The organism is Enterococcus sp. AZ141 (assembly GCF_051714385.1).
GTDB lineage: Bacteria > Bacillota > Bacilli > Lactobacillales > Enterococcaceae > Enterococcus_D > Enterococcus_D entomosocium.
Map to the genome: position 1 here is coordinate 587,362 of NZ_JBIORT010000001.1, position 24,785 is coordinate 612,146.

Sequence of the window (24,785 nt, forward strand, 5' to 3'; positions counted from 1 at the left end):
GAAAAAAAAGAGCCTCCTTTTTGGGAAGCTCTTTGGCCCTGCTTACTTCTTACTCCTTTCCAACGAGCGGCAGCCAAACGCGCATTTCGCCTATGCCCCGATTGCCCCATAAATGGTATGGGATCAGTTGCCACGTACGAGGTATGACCGTTTCCGCTCGTTCTTCGTAAAGGGTTGTTCCCGACCATTCTTCGCTTTGGTAGCCTTTGATCGCCAAACGTAAAGTAGTTGGCAACAACGTATCCTCTTTCGCAAAGGTCGCCTCCAGCGCCTGTGGGTCGATGCGGCAACGCCAGAGTGCTTGACCATTGTCGGCTTCTTCTATGCAATACACGAAGGGGCCACGTTGCAATGCGACTTGATTGATGTCTTGAATAACTTGAGGATTCGCACGCAAGATTTGCAATGGTTGTTCAAAACGGATATTGACCGTCACGTTTTCGACTGCCTCAAAGATGATTGCCTCGTTCGTCTCCTGCCATTCGTGTTCACTATCGATTTGAAACTTACTTAGTCCGTTAGGTTTGTGGATGATGAGCGTCTTTGGAATGCCTTGATAGCGAATCGTGAGGTCCTCTGTAAAAGGAAACCCGCCCGTTTGTTCAAACGTAAATTGGTCAGGTTCTTCTAAACGGCTTGCTACAAATAAATTCACGTAAAGCTTCTCTTGATCGCAAGTGTAAACCAAGCGCTGCAGCGAAGCGACCATCCGTGCAAAATTGGGCGGACAACACGCACAACCGAGCCAATCGGGTCGTTGGGCTTTGACGTGGCCTTTGTCAGGATTTTCTTGATCTCGTTGGGGATTGACCTCCAAAGGATTCACGTAGAAAAAGTGTTTGCCGTCAATTGCCGCACCAGAAAGGACGCTATTATACAACGCTCGTTCCATCGTCGCTAAATATTTTGGTTCATTGGTTAGTTTGAATAGCTCAAAAGAAAATTGGACCAATGCAATGGCTGCACAGGTTTCACAATACATCGTATCATTTGGCAAATCATAGGGACCGACAAAGGCTTCCCCGTGAACGGTTGAGCCGACGCCACCGGTCACATACATTTTCTTACAGGCGATGTCTTCCCAGATCGCTTCGCAAGCATCGATCAATTCTTGATCTTGGGTATGCTGGGCGACTTTTGCCATCCCGCTTGCCATATACAGCATTCGTACCGCATGACCTTTGGCTTCATGCTGCTTTTTAGGTTGATCGTAGGCTTGTAAATAGGTGAGGTCTACCCTTGGCGTTTCATCTGATAAGCCATCCGCTTGGTTTTTCAAAATTTCTTTTTCGTAAAAGGCAGGATCTTCCCCACGTACTTCAAGAAAAAAATCAGCTAATGTCAAATAGGTTTGTTTACCAGTGTATTCATACAAACGCACCAGCACCAATTCGATCTCTTGATGGCCATCAGCACCTTGAATTTTTCCAGACTCCCGCCCAAAATACGTGCAAATATTGGCGATATTTTTCTCTGCCACGGTCAGTAATTTATCCTTGCCTGTTGCTTGATCATAAGCGATAGCCGCTTCGACTAGATGCCCGGCACAATAAAGTTCATGACTGAAATACAGCTGACGGTATTTTAACTTCGGTCGGGTCAATTGAAAGAAGGTATTTAAGTAGCCGTCCGCTTCTTGCGCAGCAGCAACTAAGTCAATCACTTCATCTACTGTCTTTTCCAATTGCGGATCGCTAGTATTCAACAAGCTATACCCAGCCGACTCGATCCATTTGTAGACATCACTATCTTGGAAAAACCAGCCAAAATGTTCCCCTTCTATTTGCCCTGCAGCGATGCGAAAATTCGCCAATGCATGGCTTTTCCCAGCTGGCAAATTGGGATCTTCCCGTTCTGCTTGAACATCTACATCGATTTCATCATTTAGGACTTGGTATTGGTAAGGAATCGTTTCTTTGCGAACAAGCTCTTGGTATCCTTGCCAAAACTCGTCCGTGAGCTGGATCTTGTTTAATGCGAATTCTTTCATTTCGTTCTCCTGTTCTTTTATTTTTTTATGTTTGATCATTCGTTCTATATTCACTTCATTAATAGAAAGGCCGAATCATCTCCTGTGATATGTTGCCCTGCCTCCTCTTTGATCGTTTGCTTATATAAGAGCTGGTAGGCTTTAGGACTCATGCCTTTTTTCTGTTTAAAGGTATTGGTAAAGTGCTGCCTACTGTTGAATCCTGCTTGAGCGGCAATTTCGACGATTGGTAGCTGACTATTGCTTAGTAAAAATGCTGCCTGCTTCAGACGCTCACTGGTGAGAAAATGGTTGACCGTCACTCCCAGTTGCTCATGAAAGAGTTTATGCAAGTAGGCTTTCGTAATCCCCACCGCCGTTGCGATTTGGGAGACTTGAATATCTTCATCAAAATGCTGTTGAATATAGTCGATCGCAGCGTTCACATAGCAATTGCCCCGTTTGGTTTCTTTCGTACGTAATGAAAAGGCTAATTCCATCAGCATCCGCTTAAACAAGAGCTCGATCGTAAATTGCCGTTCAGCAGACGGTTGCTCCTGAGTATCATCGATCATTAGCAGTTGTAGCAATGACTTGATCGCTTGTCCAAATTGGCGGACATCGCGACTTTTCGCGTAAGGCTCATTCCATTGTAAATTTCCTTTGATGTATGCAAAAACATCACGAACACAAAGGGCGGACGGCGTCTCACTCAGAAGAAATTCAATATTCAGTAATGTGCAGGAATCTCCTTCAACGAATAAGGCGTGTTCCACAAACGTATTTATGAAAACGAAATCATTTCTTTCCAGAACAATCACTTGATCTTGAACCTTTATCTTACACTTTCCTTTGGTCACAAACATGATTTCACACGCTGGGTGTTGATGTGGATCCATGGAAAAACGCTCAAGGGCAACACTATAGTATGCTGTAATCTTCGCATAATTTGTTTCTTGTGGAAACACCATTGAACAACTCCTTTTTCATTCGTTGACGATTTCTTTCTTTTTTATTTCTAGTAGACAAAACTTTCCCTCTCTTTTTTATTGCTTACTATACTATAAGAAAAACGTACTAGGAGGAAATCGATGTCTTTTTTACATTTTGCACAAACACCCCCAATGGGATGGAATTCTTGGGACTGCTATGGCGCTTCTGTGACCGAAGCAGAAGTGATCGCCCATGCTGATTTTATGGCAGAGCATTTGAAAGCTTATGGTTGGGAGTATGTCGTCGTGGATATTCAATGGAGCGAACCAGAAGCAAAGTCTACAAGGTACAATGATTTTCATCCATTGTGTATGGACGACTATTCTCGCTTGATTCCTGCTGAGAACCGTTTCCCTTCAGCAAAAGATGGCGCTGGTTTCAAAAAACTTGGTGACTATCTGCATCAAAAAGGGCTGAAGTTTGGTATCCATATCATGCGCGGCATTCCACGACAAGCAGTTCATCAAAATACGCCGATCAAAGGAACGGATAAACGGGCACGGTACATTGCTATGAATTCAATCTGCCCTTGGAATTCCGATATGTATGGGGTCGATGTTTCATTGCCTGAAGGACAGCTTTATTATGATTCTTTGCTCGAATTATATGCTTCTTGGGGTGTTGACTTTATAAAGGTGGATGATATCGGCGATTCGAAAATTTACGGTGATGCCCATAAAGCAGAAATCAAAGCGATTCGCCGTGCAATCGATCGATCCGGTCGAGAGATCGTCCTTTCTTTGTCTCCCGGACCCGCTGCCCTCAAAAATGGTAGTTTCTTTCAAAATCATGCCAATATGTGGCGCTTGACGGATGACTTTTGGGATCATTGGGACGCCCTTTACGCCATGTTTGACCGAGCAGCAGAGTGGGCACCTTTCGTTCGTCCAGGTAACTGGCCTGACTGTGATATGCTACCGTTGGGTCATATCGGCATTCGAGCAGTTGATGGAGGCGGTGGTGACAGCTGGACACGTTTTACGGAAGACGAGCAATACTTATTGATGAGTTTATGGACGATCTTCCAATCTCCATTGATGTTTGGTGGTACTTTACCAGACATCGATCTCTTTACCTTAAGTTTATTGACGAATACTGAAGTCTTAGAAATGTATCGAAGAATTTATACGAAAAAAGAGTTCTATCGTGATCAAGAGTGGATCATTTGGGAGGCGTTGAGCGACACAGCAGTCTACTATGCCATTTTCAATGTTTCTGATCAAACGCAAACCATCCCAAAATCGATCGCTGCTTTACTACCAATTAAAAGCGGCACTGAGTTATGGCAACAAAAAGAACAAACAATTGCCAATGCTGAGGTTCCTACTCATGGTGTCCGATTATTCAAAGGCAGTATTTAGTAAAACCGGCAGCAGTATACGTTTATAAGCAGCACAATGCAACCTGCCCATTGTGCTGCTTATTTTTTATTCTTCGTACACTTTTCGACCAAGAAACGCAACGCCTTGATCATTGATTCCAGATAAAAACAACCTTTCTTTTTGGTCGATGTACTCATAATATGGGACAAATTCATTTTCTCCCCACAAGTAACTTCGTCCTTCTTTTTTTAATGCTGTTATTTCTTGCTGTTGAGAAGATATAACTTGAGCCTCGTGATCAAATTGGATGATTTCCCACTTTCCTAACAGAGTTTCCTGCTCTGGCATTCGTGAAACACTTCCCTGATAGATTGAAGCAGAGATTACTGGCCAACCTGATTCTAGCCAATAGAGTTTACGTATTTGTAAATAGAATTGGTCACTGAAGGGTTTTCTCCGTACATGATGCACAACGAAGCTTTCTTTATTGGATTGCGTAAAGATCGAATTATGACCAGGAGCGTATACAACTGGTTCTTCTGAGAACTGATAACTGCCCAACAGTTTGGTTCCTACTTCGGTTGGCGTCTTCTCTTGATCCGTCATGGCCGTACCATGCCAGTCCAGATATGGCCCCGTAATTTCTTTTGCTCGGGCGACACGGATATTATACGAATCGTTAAGGGAATCGAAAGAAACAAACAAATAATAATAATCGGTTTCAGGATGATAATAGACAAATGGGCCTTCAATAGCAGTATCAACTGTTTTCGGACGAAAAGCAATCCGTTGGCCATAGCTCTTTTCTTGAAGTTTGCCAGTTTCTTTGTTCAATGGAGCAATATAGATTCCGCCAAAGAAAGAACCATAGACAAACCACTGTTCACCCGAGCGGTCAAAAGCAATATTGGCATCGATCGCGTTATGCTGTGCAAGAGTAGCATTGGTTTTAATAACCTCTCCTTGATCTTCCCAAGGGCCCAAAGGATCTGTTGCTGTAGCTAAGCCAATAAAAGAAGTGGTACTGCCGAATGTCGAAGCAGAATAATACATACGGAATTCGTCCTTATAGCGAATAACTTCCGGTGCCCATAGTCCTTGAGCCTTGCTCCATTTTACTGCTGGTTCAGGCATTTCTGACAATGCCTGTTTCTCAAATTGCCAATGGATCAAATCTTTTGAACGACGAATTGGTACACCAGCCGTTTTGGGCTGTTGTGTGTCCGTTGAATATAAATAAAAGGTGCCTTCATGTTCAATAATCGTAGGATCATGAACCCCATTGATCGCTGTCATGTCTTCCCTCATCTCCTAATTGATTTATTCTATTTTATAAAAACAGGACAGCTACTTGACGAGCTGCCCTGTTTGTTCCCACATTCCTGCAGGACAGTTTTTCTTAGCTAAATTTGCGCGAAACCGATAAAAGCAGCCGCATTTGGTACAGGTATGATTCAATCGCAATGGACAAGTCTCACAAACAACGATTCTCCTACTGACGATCTCCGGCGAAGCCAAGTCGCTTTCTAAAGAAAGTTGTTCTGCAATCAAGGATTCAATGTCTTCCTGTGCTGCTGCCGCAGCATCTTTCACTTCGCATCCTTTACAAGTCATGGGTTCAGACTGTCAATGAGATCGTGAGAACACTCATTGCTGGCACCCGCAAGCTGACTTTGTTCTCTTCAACATCGTAAGCGGTGAAGTCTTGGATCACCACATCTTCAGGATGATCAAAATCATTGTGTGCGTTCATTTTGTCCCCCACGATATAACGAGCTTCTTTCACTTCATTGACCGCTGTTTCAAGGGAGAAAGATAATTCTTCCATGCCTTGGGTAGCAAAATTACAAACCGATAGATGGATCGTATCTTCTTTTTTCGAAATCGTATACGTAATGGTATCGCTGCTAGTTCCATGGCTATCAATGGTTTCAGCATCTTGATGGACTTTGTACAAATCAAAGACATGATAGCTTGGGGTTTTCACCATTTGTTCGCCATCTGTCAAAATCATCGCCTGCAGGACGTTGACGGTTTGTGCGATATTTGCCATATGCACTCGCTTGGCATGTTTATGGAAAATATTCAAGGTGATCGCTGCGACCATGGCATCACGGATCGTATTTTGTTGGTATAAGAAGCCTGGATTCGTACCAGGTTCTGCTGAGAACCAAGTGCCCCATTCATCAACAATGATTCCCACACGCTGTTCTGGGTCATACTGGTCCATAATCGCGCTGTGGCGGGTCAATAATTCATCCATGTAGGCTGCTTTTTCACAGGTCACTTGCCACTCTGCCTCATCAAATTCCAAGGCACTACCTTTTTCTTCCCAGCCTTGCGGATGAACGTAGTAGTGCAAGCTTAGGCCGTCCATCAACCAATGCGCGTTTTTCATCAGCGTTTCTGTCCAATGATAGTCTGCGACATTCGCTCCGCCGGCGACTTTGTAGATTTTTTTGTCGCCGTATTGGCGGACATAGGTTTGATAACGGCGATACAGATCCGCATAATACTCTGGCCGCATATTGCCGCCGCAGCCCCAGTTTTCGTTTCCTACGCCAAAAAATTTCATTTCCCACGCTTCTTCATGGCCATTTTCTCTGCGAAGATCAGCCATCGGAGAAATGCCATCCATCGTGATGTATTCCACCCATTCCGACATTTCTTGTACCGTTCCGCTGCCGACATTGCCGTTGACATACGCATCACATTCCAGTTGCTTGATCAATTCAAAAAATTCATGGGTCCCGAAATGATTGTTTTCAGTCACGCCGCCCCAGTGGGTGTTGACCATCGTTTTGCGGTTTTCTTTAGGACCAATCCCGTCTTTCCAATGGTATTCATCGGCGAAGCAGCCGCCTGGCCAACGTAGCACAGGGATTTGAATGTTTTTCAGTGCTTCAACCACATCAATCCGCATCCCATTTTTATTTGGGATCGGCGAATCTTCTCCAACGTATAATCCTTCATAGATACAACGGCCTAGATGCTCTGCAAAATGACCGTAGATATATTTACTGATCGTTGTTCCTGATTTTGTGTTTTGAATGTTAATCGTCAATCAGTTCACCTTCATCTCTAATTTATTGTTTGCGACCGGCTCACCAAAGACTGGGAATCCTTTTTCATCCCAAGTGAATGGTTGTGCAACTGCATGTCGATTCGGGTTTGCCAGAGGATCGCCTGCCTGATTTTTTTCTGGTCTTGCATGATAAACTAAAATGTCCTCACCATCTGCCCCTTTTGTAAAAGAGTTATGCCCCGGTCCATATTGAGAATTCCGTTCTGACGTTTGAAAGACTGGATCTTGGGATTTTTGCCAAGAAAACCCATTTAATAAATCACTATTTTCGTCTGTCCACAATAATCCCATAGCGTAATTTTCATCTGTAGCACTGCCCGAATAAGTGATAAAAATCTTACCATTTCGTTTAAGCACGGCCGGTCCCTCATTCACCATGAAACCAATCTGTTCCCAAGGGTATTCAGGGATCGATAGTAAAAGCTGCTTCCCTTTTAGTGTCCATGGATTTTCCATTTCTGATAGATAAAGATTAGAGTTTCCTGGAATTCTTGGATCTTGTTGCGCCCAAACATAATAAAGTTTCTCCTGATGTTCAAACACAGTTGCATCTAAACTAAAACTTTCAAATTGCGTGATGACTTGTCCTTTTTCTTCCCATTCCCCTTCAAAAGGGTCACTTGAATTATTTTCGATCACGAACATTCGATGATGATGATTTTCATTTCTGATCTCTTCATTATCACTAGCGGCAAAATAGATATACCACTTATCAGCGATGAAATGAATTTCTGGTGCCCAAATCAATTCACTCATTGGTCCCGATTCATGTGCCTGCCAAACCGTCTTTCTCTCTGCATCTTCCAGTTCATTGAGGCTTTTCGCTCGTCTAAGTTCAATCGACTGATATCCAGGAACTGAACCTGTAAAATAATAGTAACCATCGGAATGTAAATATACCCAAGGGTCTGCTCGTTCATACACGATTGGATTTTGTATTGTCTCTGCATTTGCTTTTGCCATACCTTACTCCTCATTCCTAACAATAAATAATGGTACTCCTGCTTCTGAGGTACCTGTAAATGTCATTACTTGCTTTTGCTGATTTTCATCCCAGCCGGAAAGAAACTTCCCTTTATAAACAGTGCCATCGATAACCACACTTGAATCTTCTTGACTATTCTTTTCCGCTAGTTCCCATGTTCCAGTGCGATCACCATTGATCGGGCCATTTTTTTCAACTGTAATTTCCTGTGGTTCTTTCAAATCATCCGTTAAAAACTTGTCAAAGGAAATCAGCGTATAGGCACCCGTAACTTGATTCTTTGTATAATCAGCAATCGTTTCTTCGCTGTATCTCAATGGAGAAACAACCGGCCACCCTGCTTCTGTGAAAAACATTTGATGGATTCTCACAGAATGATATTCTCCGCTATTTGGAAAACGTGTATGGAAAATCAAGTAATATTGATTGGTTTCTTCATCATAATAGGTCGAGTTGTGACCTGGCGAAACATAGCCAACCCCTTCATTGCTCGTATTTTCGGTATATAGGAAGTTCCCCATAATCTTAGTTCCGAAGTCTTGAATACTTGCGTCATCAAAAACCGTTCCAAATTTCCCTTTGACCTCAGCCATTGGATTTCCTTGGCTGTCTTCATAAGGACCATCGGGATTCTTTGACCGCGCGACTCGAAGGTTGTATCCACCGTCTGCATCTAGCCCACCAAATGAAGTGAACAAGTAATAGTAGCCATTTTCTTGATTATATTGAATGTATGGTGCTTCGATGCGACTGTGATTTCCGCCCATCAAATGTGTTCCGTAAGAATTGCGATCTTTAGGCAAACCCGTTTCATCATCCATTTCTAGGATAAAAATCCCGCCTGAGTATGATCCATAGACCATCCATAATTTCCCTTCATTGTCATAAAAAACATGAGGATCGATCGCATTTGGATGAATCGCTGCATTGTACGCTTCACCAAACTGCGGAGAAGTTCCTGAATAAAGAAAAGATTCGACTTTTTCATAAGGACCTTCAATAGAGTCAGATACCGCCACTCCCATTACGGATAGCGGTGAAGTTCCTTGACACAAACAATAGTACAAATAGTATTTTCCATTCTTAAACTGTTGGATATCACTAGCCCATAACGTATCTGTCTGTGCGTACTCAAATTCTTCCGCCAATTCTTCTCGAATATTCTCAAATAGAGTATCTTCAGATACTGAATTAGATATCTGCTCCCACTTCAACAAATCCTGAGACTTGGCAAATTGCATATGTGAACCAATAATATAAAACGTATCATCCGCTTTGATCACCGATGGGTCATGGACACTAACATCGGCAAACTCAGGAGGGGATAAGACTTCTTCAACTGCAGAAGCAGTACAGCCAGATAAAAGAATCATTAGAGGAACACACGAGAAAAGAAATTTTTTGATCATGATTTTAACAATCCTTTCTTGCTATAGCCTGACAACAAGCACTTGCTGGCACTGTACAAAAAGATTGAAATTGCGACAAAAAAGAACCAATGATACGCCATGCTAACAATTGAAAATGTAAGAACCATCAAAAGACAAAGAAAAGATTCTTTTGGTAACAAGAATGGACTCGTCAATGAAAAAACGGCTTTTTTCCGCCACTTATCTTTACTCAATCGAGTAACTAAGGATAAATTGATCAATACTAAAATCACATAACTGAACAAAAACAAAAGTGGCCATTGGAAAAATGCTCTCATTAGATCACTTTGCTGCACAATCAGCAATTCCAAATAGAGAATGCCTAGAATAAGTGGAAATATAAAGACCCGCCATTTGTATAAGCGAATAGCTGACACATAGTTTTTCCAAAATAAAGTCAATACTTCTATATAAGAGTAATAGCCTGTAAATAGATCCTCTTTATTTAGAATCGTTAAGACAGCAACAGTACTTGGAACAAAGCCGACCACAAAAAAACCAGCTAAAATACCTAGAAGCCACAAAATATTTAGTTCTATCAGAAGTACGAATGCATTTAGCCAGTTCATTGCTTTTAGAAACATCTACTCACCCTTTCATTCCAGAAAGTGCAACTGATTCGATAATTTGCTTTTGGAAAATAATAAATACGATCAAAACCGGAAGTAATGAAACAACGGAAGCTGCCATAATCAACGGATAATCCGTTTGAATAGCATAGGCGGCATTTAGGTTTGCGATCACTACTTGCAATGTTTGTTTTTCTGGACTATTCAAGTAGATCAATGGTGCTAAGTAGTCATTCCAAGCGCCCATAAACCATAAAATAAATTGAGCAGCAACTGCTGGACGAATCAACGGGAAAATCAATTGGATAAAGGTTTGTAAATAGCCCGCACCATCAATTTTTGCCGCCTCAACGATCGAATCAGGAATATTAGATAAATATTGTCGCAAAAAGAAAATCATCGTGATATTTCCAAACATTCCCGGAATGATCAATGGTAATAACGTATCAACCCAGCCAATTTGGGAGAACATCATAAATTGCGGGATCATCACCGCTGGATAGGGAATCATCAAAGCGGCTAAAAGGATTAGAAATAGCGCATCTTTATGCGGCATCCGTAATTTGGCAAATGAGAAGGCAGCTAAACTGGATGTCAGAGTACCTACAACAGTTACAGAAAGTGAAACGATCACTGTATTTTTAATCCCTGAGAACAAAGTGTCCAGCTCAGATAAACGTTTGTACGCATCAAATTGTACTGGGTCTGGAATCCATTGAGGTGGCAGCTGGAAGACGCCAGCTCGGTCTTTTAGCGATGTTGAGATCATCCAAAGTAACGGCCCCACCATAATAACTGCTCCAAGGGAGAGAATTAAAATAATGAGTACGTTGCTTATTTTCAGTTTTTTCATTCTTTTCCCTCCTAATCTAATTTATAGCTTGAACGATTGTTCATATAGAATTGGAATGCTGTTATCACAAAAACCAATACTGCTAGAATCAACGCCATACTGCTTGCATAACCCATTTGCCAATTTCTGAAAGCTTTTTGCCAGATATACCAAACGACCGTAGCACTGCTATATTGTGGTCCGCCAGTTGGTGTCATAATGTTTATTTCCGTAAAGATTTGTGAGCCGCCGATAATATTCGTAACGACTAAAAAGAAAGTGACTGGTCTAACCATCGGCCAAGTGATATTGCGAAACTTTTGAAAAGAAGAAGCACCATCTAATTCTGCTGCTTCATAAAAGGTTTTTGGTACACTTTGAATCGCTGCCAAGTACAAGAGCATAGAATAGCCCAAGCCCTTCCAAACAGACATAATAATAATTGCCGGTTTGACTGTTGATGGGTTTTGCAACCAGTTAGGGCCGCTGATACCGAAGATATCCAAGACCTGATTGACTAAACCAAAATCACCATTGTAAGCCCATTGCCACAAAATCGAAATGGCTGCTAATGATGAGATGACTGGAATATAATAGATTGTTCGAAAAATCGTCGTTCCTTTAATTCCTCTGCTCAGTGCTGATGCTAGCATAAATGACAAAATCAAACCGATTGGAATCCCTAACATCAAAAAGACGGTATTAAACATCGTCTTATAGAAGTACTCATCTCTAAAAAGCTTCTGAAAGTTCTCAAGACCGATAAAATTCATTTGCCCTAGACCGTTCCAATCTGTAAAGGCAGCATAAACCGAATAGCCTAAAGGTATCAATGAAAACAAAATAAATCCTAAAACTGGAAGTAGAACGAACAAGAAAGCAACTTTGTGCTCTTTTGCATAAAGACTATTTTTATTTTTTGTTTTTTTTATTTCCACTTGTTCCATTACGCGTCCCTCCATAAAAATCTTTGGGGTCACATAGATATGTGACCCCAGTGAGTCTATCTTGCTGTTTCTTGTTGGCGAATTGCTGAGTCTAGTTTTTCTTGCATCTTAGGTTGAACTTCTTTCAAATAATCCGCTGCCGTTTGATCTCCATCTAACACAGGTTGGATATTGATAAAGAATTCATCGTACCATTCTGCATTGTAGGTGGTTGCCACTGGCAATGCGCGACCATAATCTTGGACGATATCAATAAATTCCTGTTTATTATTAGGTACACTGTCCTTATCAGAAGCCCATTCTTCAGCCATATCAATCAGGTTAGGAATTTGAATCTGTGCGTCTACTAATTGTTGTTGACCTTCTTCAGATGCACTTAAATATTCAACTAATTTCACTGCTTCTTCTGGATGTTTGGTTTTGCTAGCAACACCAATACCTAAAGAACCGATATACGTTGCAGATTCACCTGTAGAGCCTGCTGGCCAAGGCATCAAGTCATACTCAAAATCCAATCCTGCATACGTACTCATATCCCAAGGTCCTACAGGGAAGAAAGCAATCTCACCATTCATCCATCTTTGATACGTATCCAATGTTTGTGCATCAGAAATTGAAGGGGTGAGTTCATGCACATTTTGCAGATCCGCAAACCATTGCAATGCTTCCGCAAATTCTGGTGTATCTACAGTAACGGTATCTTTGGCTTCGTTGATCCAATCTGCTCCGTTACTCCAAACAAAAGCTTGTAAACTCCAGTTTACGTTAAATCCTGTTGCCCATTGGTCAAGATTTCCATCTCCATCAGAATCCTTCGTTAACTGTTTAGATACTTCAACGAATTCATCCCATGTATAAGGCGTATCTGTATCAGGCAAATCAATACCAGCTTCCTTAAACATGTCTTTGTTATATCCTAAAGCAAATGGTCCAACATCTTTTGGTAATCCATACAAAGCACCGCTACCAACTTTTTCACCATCATACCGATAACTATTTACCCCATATTCCCAGATGTTTGAAAGATCAAAATCTGAATTCTCAATTTCATCCGTAATATCTAGCAAAACACCATTATCAACGTAAGCCATTAGATTGCTTTGTTCTACATAGAAAACATCGGGCATATTACCGCCTGAGATTGCCGCTTGTAGCTTTGTTGCATATTGATCAGCATCTGTAGCAATAATCTTAACGCTTACATCATTTTCTTCCTCAAATTGTTTAATTGCTGTTTCATAGGCTTTCTTCTCGTCCTCGCCGCCTCGAAACATAAACGTAATTTCTTTACTTCCGCTATCATCACCAGAACTATTATTACTGTTTCCGCAGGCCCCTAATACCAAACTACTTAAACCTAGAACTGCTCCCGAAAAAATAACCTTTTTGATGTTCATCTTTTCCATCCTCTCAAGTTTTATAGATATTTGCAGGTACGTTATCACATTTGTTCATTGACCTCTCTAAAAAAAGACCTTACTAACTGCTCATAATAATTCCTAACACCTAAGATATTTCCTATAAAGAAGCCTATAAACAATTCACAAAAACAAAACATAGAAATTGATGTTTGCAAACACTTTCAATTTACAAATAAATCATAACTTGATTTGTAATCGCTGTCAACAATATTTTGATTAATTTATCAAGGATAATATCTATATTAATTAATAAATATATTAATAACTAGCGAAATAAACAACGCTATTTACACAAATTAGCAAATATGTTAACATTCAAGTAAATCAAACAGTTTAAGCGGAGGTGACACGATGCAATTAGAAATCAATCAAGAAGCATTGCCTGTCTATGAGGCACTTGCCAGTAACGTGCGAATCAAAATCATTCAATTGCTGGCTAAAAACAAGATGAATGTCAAAGAGTTGGCACAAGAGTTAGGCTTAAGCAGCGCTATCATTACGATGCATATCAAAAAATTAGAAGAAGCCAAAATCATCAAAACAGAGCGTGTAGGGCAAAAAAAGATTTCCAGTTTGAGAGTGGATCATATCGATATCAACTTTCCTGAGAAAATCTTTAATGCCTTTGATACGAAAGAAACGGCGATACCGATCGGTCATTATACAAATTATTCGGTAGAACCAACGTGCGGGCTTGCTACTTCAGCTGATTTTGTGGGAATGGTAGATGAACCGAAGTTTTTCATGGATCCCCGACGAATGGATGCCCGCATCTTGTGGTTTACGAAAGGATTTGTCGAATACCAATCGCCAAACTTCTTAGCAAAAGAAGAAAAACTCGAAATGATGGAGATCTCAATGGAGGTGTCGTCTGAATTTCCTTTTTCCAATAACAACTGGCCTTCAGACATCACCTTCAGCTTAAATGGTGTGGAGCTTGGTACATGGACTAGCCCAGGGGATTTTGCAGACATTCGTGGAAAGTATACACCGGATTGGTATCCAGACAATCTTAATCAGTACGGGTTATTGAAGACGATCCGCATCATGGATCATGGAACCTACATGGAAGGTGTTCCTCTTTCCGACATTACGATCAAGGATATACCTGCCTACGAAGATACGTGGCATTTAAAAGTGGAAGTCAAAGAAGATGCCGAGCATGTCGGCGGTTGTACCCTCTTTGGCAAGGGGTTTGGGAATTACGATCAAGATATCAAACTAAAAATGTTTTATAGCTAAAAAAAAACGCTAGTCTTAGCGGCTGACCCAAACATTTCTTTTGGGAATCAGGTCGCTAAACTAGCGTTTTTGTTATTTCTTCAAATGGTAACTGTACGTACTTACAATGATGTTTTCACGCCAAGAGAGTCTGAAACGCAAGCGCAGACTTGTTTGGTTGTGCAAAATATTTTGCCAGCGACGTCTTGGGACAAACTGTGGAATGATGACGGTCGTTGTGTAATTGTGTTTGGCTGCATTGCGGCTGACTAGATCCACATAACGTAAGATGGGATTTTCAATCGAACGATAAGAAGAATGAACGACGGAGAAACGCACGTCTGGGAATTTTTGCTTAAATTCTTGTTCGATTTCTTTTTCTTTCTTCACATCTTCATCCAACGATACGTGCATCGCTACGACATAATCACCAATCGATTGGGCATAGTTCAATGCGCCGATATTTACTCGGGTAACATTTCCGACTAAAACGATCACAGTATTTCCTTCATAAACATGTAGTGCTTCTTGTTTTTCCAACCGCAGCTGTTCTGCGACTTTCTTATAATGATCATGGATCTTGTAAAAGATATACAAGAGGATCGGCATGATAATAAAGAATGGCCAAATATCGCCTAAGCGATACACGAACAAGATGGCAATGATCGCAAAGGAAATCAAAGCCCCAACGATGTTGGCGATCGATTTAAAGAACCAGCCTTTGCCTTCTTTTCTCCATTTGATCACCATTCCGCTTTGGGACAAGGCAAAAGGAATAAATACCCCAATGGAATACAAAGGAATCAAACGCTCGGTCGATCCTTGGAAGATAAACAATAATACGATGGAACCAGCAGCCAAGGTGATGATTCCGTTCGAATAGCCAAGACGGTCCCCACGGTCTTGATACATATGCGGCATATATTTGTCTTTCGCTAGGTTATACGCCAACACGGGGAAAGCTGAAAATCCGGTATTTGCGGCAACTGCTAAAATCAGTGCCGTAGCAAATTGCAAAACGTAGTACATAAACCCATGACCAAAAACGGCAGTACCGATTTGAGATAGGACGGTCACTTCTGTTTCTGGTACGATACCATACCAATAGTTGATAAAAGTGATGCCGACAAAGAAGAATCCTAAAATCGACGCCATGATTGTCAAGGTCGCAGCTGCATTTTTCGCCCGTGGTTTTTTGAAAAACGGCACCGCGTTACTGATCGCTTCGACCCCTGTCAAAGAAGAGGAACCTGATGAGAAAGCCCGTAAAATCAAGGCCACGGATACCCCAGGTACGACCGCTCCCGGTAGTGCGGTTGCATTTAACGGTTGCGCACCCGTTACGATATTGTACAAACCGACCACGATCAAGACTGTGATCACTGCGATAAAGGTGTAGACAGGAATCATCAAGAAGCTAGCTGATTCTCGCAACCCTCGCAGATTCATCATCATGATCAAGATTACGATCACGACAGAAATGGCCACTTGATGACCGAACAACGCCGGCACAGCTGAAGTGATGGCTTCTGCCCCTGCTGAGACGGATACTGCCACTGTCAGCATATAATCGATCAATAGAGAGCCGCCGGCAATCAGGCCCGCATTTTTCCCTAAATTTTCACTACTTACTACATATGCCCCACCGCCGTGAGGGTAAGCATGAATGATCTGGCGGTAAGACAAGGTCAATGAAATCAAAAGAATAATAACAAAAGCAGCGATCGGCAATGAATACCAGATAGCAGCAGCGGAAAGTGCCACTAATACGACAACGATCTGCTCTGTCCCATAAGCAATCGAAGACAAAGCATCAGAAGATAGCAACGCAAGGGCCGCCGTCCGGCTCAGTTTTTGTTCATCATTCTCTGCGGATTTCAATGGACGTCCGACCAACAAACGTTTCAAATACTCCACTTTTTCTACACTCCTTTTCATGAAAAAATCCTTCGTTAAACTTGTAACGATATCCTCACAAATATTGAATTATCAAGACTGTATGCTACTCTTGTAACCGCGAAAAGTCAATGAAAATCAGATGAAAAAACGACCCTTTTTCCCTCTTTTGATTATTAGAAATTTCACGTGATGGCACAAAAGCAGAAAGAACAAATGCTCTTTCTGCTTTAAGATTTTAGTGGAAGAAATGACTTTCTTTGGAAATGTCACTTAGTTTCTTCGTAGAGTTGACTAGATAAGGATACGCGTACGTACCGACGATCCCAAAGACTAGGAACAAAATCGTTAAAATGATCAACTGCGGGATAGCATTTGGCCAATAGATCCCACCGGCTGATTCTCTTAACAGATTGACCGCATGAGTAAACGGCAGTAGCGGATTAATGAATTGGAAGAACTTCCCAGAGACTTGGATTGGGTAGTTTCCTCCCCCACCTGAAATGGAGAGAACCAAAATAATGATGGCGATCCCTTTCCCGAGGTTGCCGAACAGTCCCGCCAGTACGTAGACGATCATCATAAAGGCGAGTCCGACGAGTAATGCGAAGAAGACACTGTACACAGGGTTGTGGACATCGACGCCTAATAAAAACATATTTCCTAGGGTCACGATCAAACTTTGGGCGACTGCCATCGTCAAGAACGTCAGCATCCGTGCCACAAAGGTTTCACGTTGTGTAAAGCGTTTTTTGTCTTTCTTCTCTAAATGATACTCCGTTGTAGCGACACTTGACAACAATAATGCCCCTACCCACAAACACAATGCGGTATAAAATGGTGTGCTAGCTGAACCATTGTTGGCGATTGGGTAGATTTCATTGCTTTTTAATTCCACTGGTTGTTTGAAGAAGTCGGCTTCATCCGTGGCATCAAGTTTCAATAATTTGATGACCTCCCCAAGATCGACTTCATTTTCTCCTGCTCGGATCGCATCAGCGGCTTTGTGGATGCCTGCTTTGATACTTGGCCAATCGTTATTGATTAAATCAACAGCCGCATCCAAGGCTTTTTCAACTTCTGGCAGTTTTTCATCCACCATCGCCATCGTAGAACTGATTTCTGATTTGATGGTTGGCCAATCGTTTTGCAAGAAGTCTACGGCCAACCCTAATTTTTCTTCGACAACTGGCAATTCGTTGTTGTACAGGTCGGCTCCTTTATTGATGGCATTGACGATTTCATCCATATGACCATTCAGCATCGTATTGGCATCGTGCAATTCTTGCTTGATGGCAGGCAATTCTTTTTGGTATTTTTCCAAAATCGTCACGGCATTGCTGACCACTGATTTGGTGGAAGACAGCAACGAGTCAAAATCGATTTCTTGGGCTTTTTTCAAGACATCTTCGGCTGTGGTGATGGTTTCGATTAGTTTGGTTAGGATGTCGTTGATGGTTGCAGTGATTGAATCAACATTGATGCTGTTCATAAGATCAGCGATGTTTTGAGCAGCTGCGGTAACTTGATCGAGGTACGCTGTAATTTCATCAACAGACCCATTTTGAACAAGGTTATTCAATTGCGATAAGCGGTCAGATAAAACTCCTAGCGATGTTTTAGCATTGCTTAGTTGCGTAATGATACCTTCTAAATCGGCGTTACTACCGGAATTCTGAATATTGGTTAAAAAGGCAATCAAGGAATCCAAGGCTGCTTGTTGTTGCTGGATGTTCTTTTGAAAGTCAGTGATCGTTGCACTGATTGCTTGACGCTCTTCATCCGTTAGTTCATTGTCAGCTAGTGCTTGACGAATCGTACTTGTCAGCCCAGCGGTAGTTGTTGCCACTTGACTGATCGACTCAATCGTCACCTTCACACTGCTAGAAATACTTGGCAGGGCATCTTGCAACTGTTGGGCCCCATCTTTGGTCGCTGTGGCGAAGCTGGCGGCTTGGTCGCCTAGTTGTTCGATCTGTGGTAACGCGGCTTGAACTTGTTCGATGACTTGCAGTCCTTGTTTGGCGGTATCGATGCCGTCCGTCATGGTGCTGGCAATGTCATCAAAATCATCATCGATCATCTTCAATTGTTTGCCGGCATTTTGGATCTCTGGGATCTTCTCTTGCAAGGTCAAAATGATGCTGGCTTCTTTCTTCAATGTCGGCAGCTTATCGTTTAGGCCAATCAGTTTTTCCCCCATGGCATCCACTTGCGGAATATAATCGGTAAATTCTTCGGCTTTTGCGATCTTTTCTTTGATTTCTGGAAACTTATCGTGCAAGGTGACGATCTCTTTCGTATAACCGTCGATCGTAGCCAAATTGTCATCGGTATCTAAGATCATGGATTTGACTTTGTTGATGCTGACTAAGTTGGAATCAATGTCATAGCCGATTTCATTGAAGACTTTTATTAACGTAGAGCTGGCGGTTTCAATAAAGTTCTGTGAGATCTCTTCTTGAAGACTACTGGCTCCTTTCTCGGTGATTTTTGGTGCGATGGCGTTGATTTTTTGGTTGCTGTAATACTCAATGGTCGGTTTTTCAATTGTCCCGCTGGTAAAGCTGATCAGATCATCTGAAAAATCAGCTGGCAGATAAATACCGGCGTAATACTTTCCTGATTTGACTCCTTCTACCAAGTCCTCTTTTGAATCCACGAAACGCCAGCCTAACTGTTTGTTATCATGGAGGGTGTCGATGACTTCATCACCGATATCGATATGCTTGCCTTGAAATTCTGCCCCTTTATCCGCACTATACACGGCGATTGGCAATTCACTGGTGTTGCCATATGGATCCCAAAGTGCTTTGATATTGAACCACGCATAAAGCGAGGGTAAGATCATTAAGGCAATGATCAAAAATGCAGAGATTGGATTGCTGAAAATTCGTTTCCAGTCCAGTTTATATAAATAGAAAACATTCTTTAGTTTATTCATTTTTTTCTTCCCCCACTAGTTCTTCGTCGAAGGATAATTTACCATGTTTTTCCCCCGCCGCCAACGGCTACGATCGACCAAGAAAAGTCCTTTTGACAAATGGACGTTTTTGTCAAAATGAAACCCCTTTACTTTTTGTTTTTTTTCGCTTATTGTTAAACTTTCTTTAACTTTACCATGATGGCGAAAAACAAACCACTCATATCCTTTGAACTGTTTTTTTTACCGGTCTTTTCTTCACAAAAAAAGCTTCCTTTTTCTGCAACGAAAAGGAAGCTTTTTTAGGTGTTATTTCAGTTGATCCTTTGCCAATAAATCATACACATATTTCAGTGAGGTGGCTTCGCCATATAACTGAAGTCCGGCCTTCTCTTCTGGGGAGTAGACTTGATCAAAACTTTGATCGGGAATCAACACGACATCGATCTCCGCACGCGTCGCAGCTGTTGCTCCCACAAGAGAATCTTCCATGACTAATGCTTTTTCTGCTGCGACTTGCGCTTTTTCTAAAGTCAGCAAGTAAGGTGCGGGATCAGGTTTATGGGCGGAGACATCATCGCCAAAGGTCTGATAGTCAAAGGCCTGCAACAAATCGAAATGCGCCAACAATTCAGAGGCTCTTTTTTTCATCGTCGAGGTGGCTAGTGCCGTTTGGAAGCCTTTCTCCCTAGCCAATGCGATGGTTTCTTTCGCATAGGGTTTAGTTTTGAAGGTGCCATCAGTTATTTGCTGGGCAATATAGACTTCCCGTTCTGCTCGTAATTCCTGCACCCGCTGCTGACCGCCTACGAGGTCGGCTAATTTACTAGCCGTCTGTTGCCAACTTTGACCACGCCAACCAAAAATATCAGCGGCTGTAATCGGAAGCTGATACTTTTTAAATAGAGCCAACCACCCATCAAAATAGACTTTTTCAGTATCGACTAACAATCCATCAAAATCAAAAATCAAAAGTTCTTTCATAAACGCTCCTTCGTTTTGCTAAGATTTTCCCCTCACTCACTGGGTATCAAGACATTTCCCGACTTTTGTCAGCAGCTGCTTGCACTGCTTTGATGACAGCCGCACGAAAGCCATTTTCCTCTAAGGTTTTGACTGCTTGGATCGTTGTGCCCCCTGGCGAGCTGACACGATCCTTTAAGACGCCTGGGTGTTCCTTCGTCTCTAGTACCATCTTTGCTGCGCCTAATACCGCTTGAGCAGCAAATTCATACGCCATCGGCCGCGGCATTCCTTCTGCCACTGCTCCATCTGCCAAAGCTTCAATGAACAAATACGTGTAGGCTGGCGAAGAACCACTGACACCAATGACTGCATCGATCATGCTTTCTGGTACTTGCTCGGCTTTCCCTAGGCTTTCAAAAAGCTGTTTGACTTCGTTGGCTTCGGCTTCCGTCACTTGACCGTTGGGACTGATAGAAGACATCCCTTCCCCCACCAGTGCGGGGGTATTTGGCATGACCCGCACGATTTTGTGCGCACCGATGATTTCTTCCATTTGCGCAATCGTCACACCCGCGGCAATAGATACTAGCAAATGCTCCTTGGTCAAGCCGTCTTTTAAATCAGCAAGCAAGCGGGGAAAGACAAAAGGTTTGACTGCTAAGACGAAGATTTCTGCTTTTTCGGTGACATCCGTTAGCTTAGTTGTCCCAGTGATCCCGGTTTCTTTTTCTAATTGTGCCAAAGTCGGCTCGTAGCGATGATTATAAACCAAGATCTCTGCTGGTTCATACAGCTTTGCTGCAATTAAGCCATTAATGATAGCTTTTGCCATGTTACCGGCTCCTAAAAAGGCGATTTTTCTCATGTATTTCACGCTCCACTTCTGATTTTGATACCACTTTTTGCTAAAAAAGCCTAATCAATGACTAGGCTTCAAATTCGATCATATACGGATGCAAGGCAGTGTTATAGATCCCTTCTGTATATTCTACCACTTCTCCTTGTAGATCATACGAATAACGGGTTCGTTTCAAGGCAGCGACCTCCGGCGTGATCATAAACTTCTGTTGCTCTTCAGTCAACGTCGTTGCCACAAACGCATCTTGAAAGCGATCGATGATCATTCGATGTTCATCCAATAGGCGATACAATGATTTTTCTTCAAAGACCTCGATGGAGGTTCCCTTTAGTTGCTTTGGCAAATGGTACTCATAGTAAATAAAAGGTTGGTGGTCAAAATAGTACATGCGACGTAAACGCATGACTTCTTTGCCCATCAAAGAATACGCAGGGTGTTCAGGCGCAAGTTCGACTAATTCATAGCTGAGGTTTTTCTTTGTGTATTCCTTGCCGGTCTTTTCAAGCAATTGGCTAAACGTCGTGCCTTTTGACAGCTTGTTGTAGGGGCGATTGCTTAAAACCGTCGTCCCACGTCCGCTGCGTTTTTCCACATACTCATCTGCCGCTAACAATTCGATGGCTTTGCGGACAGTGATCTTGCTGACATTGAAGGTAGCTTCCAATTCTGTTTCCGTCGGTAAAAATGAACCAATCGGGTAGCGACCCGACATGATGTCTTCTTTGAGCTTATCGGCAACATCACGGTAAAGAATGTGTTTGCGTTTCATTGCTATCTCGCCTTTCTCTCATTGGATTGGTCTGGTGTTCTCCTTATTCATCAAAGGTAGGAATGTCTTCTGGTTGCGGCTCGATCAAGACTTTCCGTGGCTTGCTGCCTTCAGAAGGGCCAACGACGCCTTGATCTTCTAATTCATCCACTAACCGAGCCGCTCGGTTATAGCCGATGCGAAAACGTCGCTGCAAGAGAGAAACGCTGGCGGTCTGCATTTCCACCACAAGGGCTTTGGCGTCTTCGAACAGCTCATCTTGCGGTTGTCCGCTGCTGCCGGCACTCGTTTCTTCCTCAGTGACCATCATTTTTTCTTCATAATTAGCTTCTTGCTGATCTGTCACGAATTCAACCACTCGTTCGACTTCTTGGTCGGAAATAAAGGCCCCTTGGACCCGAATCGGTTTGTTCTCACCCATCGGCAGATACAGCATGTCGCCGCGGCCCAGCAGTTTTTCGGCCCCGTTCCCATCAATGATGGTCCGAGAATCGACACCGCTGGAAACAGCAAACGCCATCCGTGATGGAACATTGGCTTTGATGATCCCTGTAATGACATCCACACTTGGTCGTTGCGTTGCTAAGATCATATGGATACCAGCTGCCCGCGCCATTTGTGCCAAACGAATGATGGCATCTTCGACTTCGTTGCTAGCAACCATCATCAAGTCAGCTAACTCATCAACGATCACCACAATGAATGGCAAGATCGGACGATTTTCGCCATCTTCTAAATTCTTATTGATTACTAAATCGTTGTAGCCAGTAATATTTCGGACCCCAGTTGCCGCAAATTTTTCGTAGCGTTCTTCCATTTCCTTGACCACTTTTTGCAACGCTTGCGCCGCTTTGCGAGGATTGGTCACAACGGGTGTCAAGAGATGGGGAATCCCATTGTAAACATTTAATTCAACCATTTTCGGGTCGATCATCATCAGTTTGACTTCATGGGGTTTTGCCCGCATCAAAATACTGGTGATGATGCCGTTGATGGCTACGGACTTCCCGCTCCCGGTCGATCCGGCAATCAAGAGATGGGGCATTTTCGTTAAGTCTGCCGTTTGGACACGGCCAGAAATATCGCGTCCTAAAGGTACTTCTAATAGTTTATCTGGATGATCTGGTTGGGCTTCGATCACTTCTCGGAATGAAACCATGCTGACTGCGCTGTTTGGAACTTCGATCCCAATCAATGATTTCCCTGGGATCGGCGCTTCCATCCGCACATCTTTGGCGGCCAAGGCTAAGGCGATATCATCGGTCAACCCGACGATTTTGCTGACTTTGACCCCTACTGCTGGTTGAACTTCGAATTTGGTTACTGCTGGTCCTAAGCTAGCTTTGACGACTTTTGCGTCAACACCGAAGCTTTGGAAGGTGGTTTCTAACACACCAATATTTTGTTCGATCTTTTTGTACTCGCTGCTTTGATCCGTTGAAGGGATCGAATCGAGTAATTGCGCTGAAGGCAATTCATAATCACGATTTTCAGCTTCTTCCGAAATCTCAAATTCCAATACTTCACCATCGTCATCGAGGATCTCCCCGTCTTCGTTGACCTTTTTGCTTGGTCCCGGTTTGTTTCCTGCTGGATGCGGTGCTTGAGCGGCCTCTGGTGCCGCCGCTTGCGGCAATTCTTGGAAGTGGTCGATGGGTACAAAGCTCAGCTGCTCTGGTTCAAAATCAACTGGCGCTTGCATCTGCTGTTCTTTTGCTGATTTTTCGTCTTCTGTCATTGGTCGGACTTGATTCTTTTCTTTGATCTCCGCCATGACTGCTGCTCGCTCGGCTTCTTTTTTGGCTTCTTTCGCCGCTTGTTTCTCTGCTGCTCGTTCCGCTTTGCGGGCTTCTCGTTCGGCTTGCTTTTCTGGAGAGCCTTCTAACAACCGCTGCAGCTTGTCACCAGCTGCTTGCAGGTGCTCCACTAACTCGTGGCTGCTCATTTGGCTGAACAAGAACGCCCCGATCAGCATGAGTAAAACAGCGATGATGTAGCTGCCGATCTGGGAAACAAGAAAATAGGTCGCCCCATAAAGCATGGCGCCAATCATTCCGCCCCCGACATTTTGGGTCACTTGGCTGCGCCGGATATCGCCTAACAGCGTCATCCACGTCGTTTGGAAGACATTGGCTTGTTCTCCCACCACATTACTAAAGATTTGCGCATGGAGGATGATCAGTAAGCCAAAATACACCAATACACAGCCAATCACTCGCCGAATACTCTTAAACCGAGCATCGGTCGTTTTGATCGCTAACCAGACACCATAAGCGGCTAGGGCAACACTCAAAAATTGGTACGTGTTTCCGCCAACGATCCGAAACCCGTTGGCAATCAAGGTTCCTAAAAAACCTAAATGGAAAAAGCCAAATATCGAAAACAAGACAAAGAGCAGGCCGACGCCGACCAGCATTAATTTCTCTTGCTGTTTTTGTTGTTTTTTTGTTTTGCGTTTCTTTGCGCGTTTTTTTTGCGCCATTTCTATCCCTCTTTTCATCTTTCCCTATTATAACGAAAAAAGAAGGCGAACAAAAGTTTTCCTGTGAGAAATTTTGGTTAGGTGCTAGAACTTACGCGAAAATTTCTTAAATGATG

19 protein-coding genes are annotated in these 24,785 nt (G+C 42.8%); 2 read left to right on the forward strand and 17 right to left on the reverse strand.

From position 1 onward, the window contains the following. Positions 1-49 precede the first annotated feature (49 nt). Both IGI89_RS02710 and IGI89_RS02715 read right to left on the reverse strand, forming a co-directional pair. Positions 50-1,990: a glycoside hydrolase family 127 protein gene (locus IGI89_RS02710; protein WP_438735313.1), complete on the reverse strand. Its 1,941-nt coding sequence runs from the start codon at positions 1,988-1,990 to the stop codon at positions 50-52. A gap of 50 nt (positions 1,991-2,040) precedes the next feature. Continuing rightward, positions 2,041-2,940, reverse strand: a complete 900-nt coding sequence (locus tag IGI89_RS02715) for an AraC family transcriptional regulator (protein ID WP_438735314.1) — start codon at positions 2,938-2,940, stop codon at positions 2,041-2,043. 120 nt (positions 2,941-3,060) lie between these two features. Here IGI89_RS02715 and IGI89_RS02720 point away from each other — a divergent pair, with 120 nt between their 5' ends. Next, positions 3,061-4,323 carry an alpha-galactosidase gene (locus IGI89_RS02720; protein ID WP_438735315.1) on the forward strand — a complete coding sequence of 421 codons (1,263 nt, stop codon included), beginning with the start codon at positions 3,061-3,063 and terminating at the stop codon, positions 4,321-4,323. Between the two features lie 66 nt (positions 4,324-4,389). Here the strand turns inward: IGI89_RS02720 and IGI89_RS02725 are convergent, their stop codons facing one another. Genes IGI89_RS02725 through IGI89_RS02765 form a run of 9 tightly spaced genes read right to left on the reverse strand, consistent with a single transcriptional unit; the run spans position 4,390 to position 13,529 of the window. Beyond that, positions 4,390-5,580 carry an arabinan endo-1,5-alpha-L-arabinosidase gene (locus IGI89_RS02725; RefSeq protein ID WP_438735316.1) on the reverse strand — a complete coding sequence of 397 codons (1,191 nt, stop codon included), beginning with the start codon at positions 5,578-5,580 and terminating at the stop codon, positions 4,390-4,392. A 51-nt stretch (positions 5,581-5,631) separates the two neighbouring features. Continuing rightward, positions 5,632-5,898: a DUF6171 family protein gene (locus IGI89_RS02730; RefSeq protein WP_005232191.1), complete on the reverse strand. Its 267-nt coding sequence runs from the start codon at positions 5,896-5,898 to the stop codon at positions 5,632-5,634. A 4-nt stretch (positions 5,899-5,902) separates the two neighbouring features. Continuing rightward, a complete protein-coding gene (locus IGI89_RS02735) occupies positions 5,903-7,348 on the reverse strand; it encodes an alpha-N-arabinofuranosidase (RefSeq protein WP_438735317.1) in 1,446 nt (481 codons plus the stop codon). Further along, a complete protein-coding gene (locus IGI89_RS02740) occupies positions 7,349-8,332 on the reverse strand; it encodes a glycoside hydrolase family 43 protein (protein ID WP_005232195.1) in 984 nt (327 codons plus the stop codon). 3 nt (positions 8,333-8,335) lie between these two features. After that, positions 8,336-9,763 (reverse strand): glycoside hydrolase family 43 protein, encoded by a 1,428-nt coding sequence (locus IGI89_RS02745; protein ID WP_438735318.1) that lies wholly within the window; start codon positions 9,761-9,763, stop codon positions 8,336-8,338. Next, positions 9,760-10,368: a DUF624 domain-containing protein gene (locus IGI89_RS02750; protein ID WP_005232198.1), complete on the reverse strand. Its 609-nt coding sequence runs from the start codon at positions 10,366-10,368 to the stop codon at positions 9,760-9,762. The genes IGI89_RS02745 and IGI89_RS02750 overlap by 4 nt, the downstream gene beginning before the upstream one ends. Before the next feature lie 4 nt (positions 10,369-10,372). After that, complete coding sequence (locus tag IGI89_RS02755) at positions 10,373-11,206, reverse strand: carbohydrate ABC transporter permease (RefSeq protein WP_005232200.1); 834 nt, start codon at positions 11,204-11,206, stop codon at positions 10,373-10,375. 11 nt (positions 11,207-11,217) lie between these two features. After that, positions 11,218-12,132 (reverse strand): carbohydrate ABC transporter permease, encoded by a 915-nt coding sequence (locus IGI89_RS02760; RefSeq protein WP_034872060.1) that lies wholly within the window; start codon positions 12,130-12,132, stop codon positions 11,218-11,220. A gap of 56 nt (positions 12,133-12,188) precedes the next feature. Next, complete coding sequence (locus IGI89_RS02765) at positions 12,189-13,529, reverse strand: ABC transporter substrate-binding protein (protein ID WP_176374312.1); 1,341 nt, start codon at positions 13,527-13,529, stop codon at positions 12,189-12,191. Between the two features lie 375 nt (positions 13,530-13,904). Between IGI89_RS02765 and IGI89_RS02770 the strand changes: the two genes are divergently transcribed. After that, the gene (locus IGI89_RS02770) at positions 13,905-14,795 is read left to right on the forward strand and encodes an ArsR/SmtB family transcription factor (RefSeq protein ID WP_008376111.1); all 891 of its coding nucleotides are present in this window, start codon (positions 13,905-13,907) and stop codon (positions 14,793-14,795) included. Positions 14,796-14,867: 72 nt separating this feature from the next. On the opposite strand, the gene IGI89_RS02775 is transcribed toward IGI89_RS02770, so the two are convergent. From IGI89_RS02775 to IGI89_RS02800, 6 genes are all read right to left on the reverse strand, one after another. Further along, the gene (locus IGI89_RS02775; RefSeq protein WP_438735319.1) at positions 14,868-16,691 is read right to left on the reverse strand and encodes an APC family permease; all 1,824 of its coding nucleotides are present in this window, start codon (positions 16,689-16,691) and stop codon (positions 14,868-14,870) included. Positions 16,692-16,908: 217 nt separating this feature from the next. After that, positions 16,909-19,614 (reverse strand): YhgE/Pip domain-containing protein, encoded by a 2,706-nt coding sequence (locus tag IGI89_RS02780; RefSeq protein ID WP_081118311.1) that lies wholly within the window; start codon positions 19,612-19,614, stop codon positions 16,909-16,911. Between the two features lie 288 nt (positions 19,615-19,902). After that, entirely contained in the window at positions 19,903-20,577 is a 675-nt protein-coding gene (locus IGI89_RS02785; protein WP_005232216.1) for an HAD family hydrolase, read from the reverse strand. 46 nt (positions 20,578-20,623) lie between these two features. Beyond that, on the reverse strand, positions 20,624-21,424 hold the full coding sequence (gene proC / locus IGI89_RS02790) for a pyrroline-5-carboxylate reductase (protein ID WP_438735320.1): 801 nt from the start codon (positions 21,422-21,424) through the stop codon (positions 20,624-20,626). A 61-nt stretch (positions 21,425-21,485) separates the two neighbouring features. Continuing rightward, complete coding sequence (locus tag IGI89_RS02795; RefSeq protein ID WP_005232219.1) at positions 21,486-22,187, reverse strand: GntR family transcriptional regulator; 702 nt, start codon at positions 22,185-22,187, stop codon at positions 21,486-21,488. A gap of 43 nt (positions 22,188-22,230) precedes the next feature. Continuing rightward, on the reverse strand, positions 22,231-24,669 hold the full coding sequence (locus IGI89_RS02800; RefSeq protein ID WP_087664838.1) for an FtsK/SpoIIIE family DNA translocase: 2,439 nt from the start codon (positions 24,667-24,669) through the stop codon (positions 22,231-22,233). Positions 24,670-24,785 lie beyond the last annotated feature (116 nt).